General features: G+C 63.8%; 3 protein-coding genes and 2 pseudogenes. All 5 read right to left on the bottom strand.

The window, feature by feature from the left end:
• Positions 1–486, bottom strand: a pseudogene (locus AC1DT2_RS21400) (integrase); the annotation flags it as partial.
• Between the two features lie 177 nt (positions 487–663).
• Positions 664–717: pseudogene (locus AC1DT2_RS21405) on the bottom strand (hypothetical protein); the annotation flags it as partial.
• A 37-nt stretch (positions 718–754) separates the two neighbouring features.
• Positions 755–964 carry a hypothetical protein gene (locus AC1DT2_RS21410; protein ID WP_213947959.1) on the bottom strand — a complete coding sequence of 70 codons (210 nt, stop codon included), beginning with the start codon at positions 962–964 and terminating at the stop codon, positions 755–757.
• A 191-nt stretch (positions 965–1,155) separates the two neighbouring features.
• Positions 1,156–1,848 carry a hypothetical protein gene (locus tag AC1DT2_RS21415; RefSeq protein WP_477298593.1) on the bottom strand — a complete coding sequence of 231 codons (693 nt, stop codon included), beginning with the start codon at positions 1,846–1,848 and terminating at the stop codon, positions 1,156–1,158.
• Positions 1,841–2,178 (bottom strand): hypothetical protein (locus AC1DT2_RS21420; protein WP_477298595.1); only part of this gene is annotated, 338 nt, incomplete at its 5' end. The genes AC1DT2_RS21420 and AC1DT2_RS21415, both read right to left, overlap by 8 nt.

Raw genomic sequence — 2,178 nt, forward strand, 5'->3', positions numbered from 1 at the left:
GAACGCTAGGTACGTTGCGTCGTCGACGTAGACGTCCCGGGCCTTCTCTTTGTTTCCCTTGATCCCCGCGCACGGATTCGCCAGGTTGGTGTAGTCGGCGTCGCGCGCGAAGTTCCAAAGGTGGGAGAGAAGGGCCTTCTCGCGATTGGCACGTACCGGCGAGCTGGATCGGTGAATCAGGTATTTCCTTACATGCATCGGGGCGATGGCATCTAGCGGCCCCGGAGGATCGTCGAAGAAGTCGAGCAGCTGCTTCAGTTCCCGGGCATTGCAGGCCTGCGTCGCCGGCGATTTTGTCGGCATAACCACTGCGCGGTAGCGGTCGGCCACGTACCGGAAGGTGATGACCTCGGCCAGCTTCTCCTTCGCGTAGCGGCTTCGCTCGTAGTCCGCCCACTTCTGGATCGCAAGCCCGTAATCAGGGCCGAGCGGCTCCTCACGGCGCGGCTTGCCGCCGTGATCGTAGTAGTAGTGGACTACGCCCAACGGCTTTCGGCGCGCGCGAAGGCGCGGAACCGCGTCAGGTTTTGAAGGCCGTCTTCCCCTCCTATGCCGCCTTGTTCGGATGCCACGCGGGTTTGGCCTGGGCTGCTCGCGAGCCTCGCCAGCGACCGCTGCGTGCGTCACCACCGGCCAGCCCTGATTGTCGACATGGTGCCTGATCCCGTTCCGGCGGAGGAACGCGAGCTGGGTCGCGCGGGTGTGGGCCCGGGTCAGCTAGGCGATTTCCTCGCGGGAAAGGCACAGTTTCTCATCAGCCCCCATTGGGCACCTCCGGATCGGTAGCGCTGTACGCGCGAGCGCCATAGTCGATGAACACAATGCGGCCATCTGGCAGGCGGCCAACGTCCTTGGCCGCTCTTTCAAACGGCGAACTGGTCTCCCCGATAACGTGGATCTCGAAGCTGTTCTCGTCGTCCCACACCTCGTAGGCGACAGGATCTACGGGCGTACAGCGCGGCATGATGAGAACCCAGCCACGGCGATCAGCCCACTGCACTGGGCACATCAGGTGACGCCTGGCATCGGTCGCCCACAGGTGTCGCTCATCTCGGTTTGCGCGTCGCCCGATCGAACGGTGGGKCTCGGTTAGGCGCGGCACCTTGATGGCCCAAGGTCCGAGCAGAAAGACCACCCGCGACGCCCCTTTCCTGATCACTGTGCGCCTCCTGAGGTCCGACGAAAGGCGACGACCCAGACCCAAGGATTCGAGGTCCAGCTCTGCTCCCCGTTGATGCGTGTCCACAGCTTACGCCATGCGTCGCGGAGCTGATCACGCCCCTCTTGGCTGGGCGCGTCGCCAGGAACGCCCTCGGCGGGGGCGTCTTCCGGGGTTAACCCCTGAGCGCGACCGACCGACGTGGCGGCGCGCTCGAGCGTGATCCGACATGCAGAGCGCGGCATGAAGAGGGTCGGCCGCTTCCACCACAGCAGCCTGCCGGCTTCCCTCGGCCGGGTGTAGTCAGCGGCACCGTCCGCCGCATAGCCGTACTTGCGCCCCGTCTCGACAGTGCGGTCTACGAACGACCATACGTCGCGTCCCTTCGATTGATCGAAGCTAACCGTCCACTCGCCCCAGGCGAAGAACGTCTCCTTGACCCACAGAATGTCCCCGGCATCGCCGTAAGGGCACAGGATGGCACCGTCGCCCCATCGCTCCAGATCATTGGTCGAAGAGCCTTTCATGGGCACGAAGTACCCGTGCACAAAGTTGTGCACCCAGTTCGGGGTGTAGTGAGTTGTTCCCTCGGGCGGCTGGGTCTTCACGATCCGCCGGGTCACCGTCTTGCGGCCTTCGAGGATGGCGCGCACCATCGGGCCACTGAAGAGAATGGGACGCTCAGCCATGATCGACTCCGTCGGCAACTACGTGGTGATGTTGAGCGCGGCCAGTATTTCGGACACGCTCCGTGAGAATTGGTATGGGTCGTGGACGATCTTCGAGCGTCAGGAAGACGGCGACCTCCGCATGGTGGAAAGCGATCGAGACGATGTCGGTTTTGACCACATGGAGCCGGCCTGGAACATCGCGCGAGCCCGCGGCATCGAGCGGGTAAGGGTTCTCAGCAACGACCGAACACTTCAGCCCGAGCCCTATCGCGGGTAGTTTGCTGGCGGCCGCGTGCTCGCGCACCATGGCGCCATTCATCAGGATGGGGAGTTCACGCATGGGTAAGT

It is taken from the genome of Luteibacter sp. P4_E6 (genome assembly GCF_056401535.1).

Bases quoted from the DNA above. Each gene is read 5' to 3' on its own strand.
- AC1DT2_RS21410 (WP_213947959.1), bottom strand. From the start codon at position 964: ATGCCGCGCTGTACGCCCGTAGATCCTGTCGCCTACGAGGTGTGGGAC.
- AC1DT2_RS21415 (WP_477298593.1), bottom strand. From the start codon at position 1,848: ATGGCTGAGCGTCCCATTCTCTTCAGTGGCCCGATGGTGCGCGCCATC.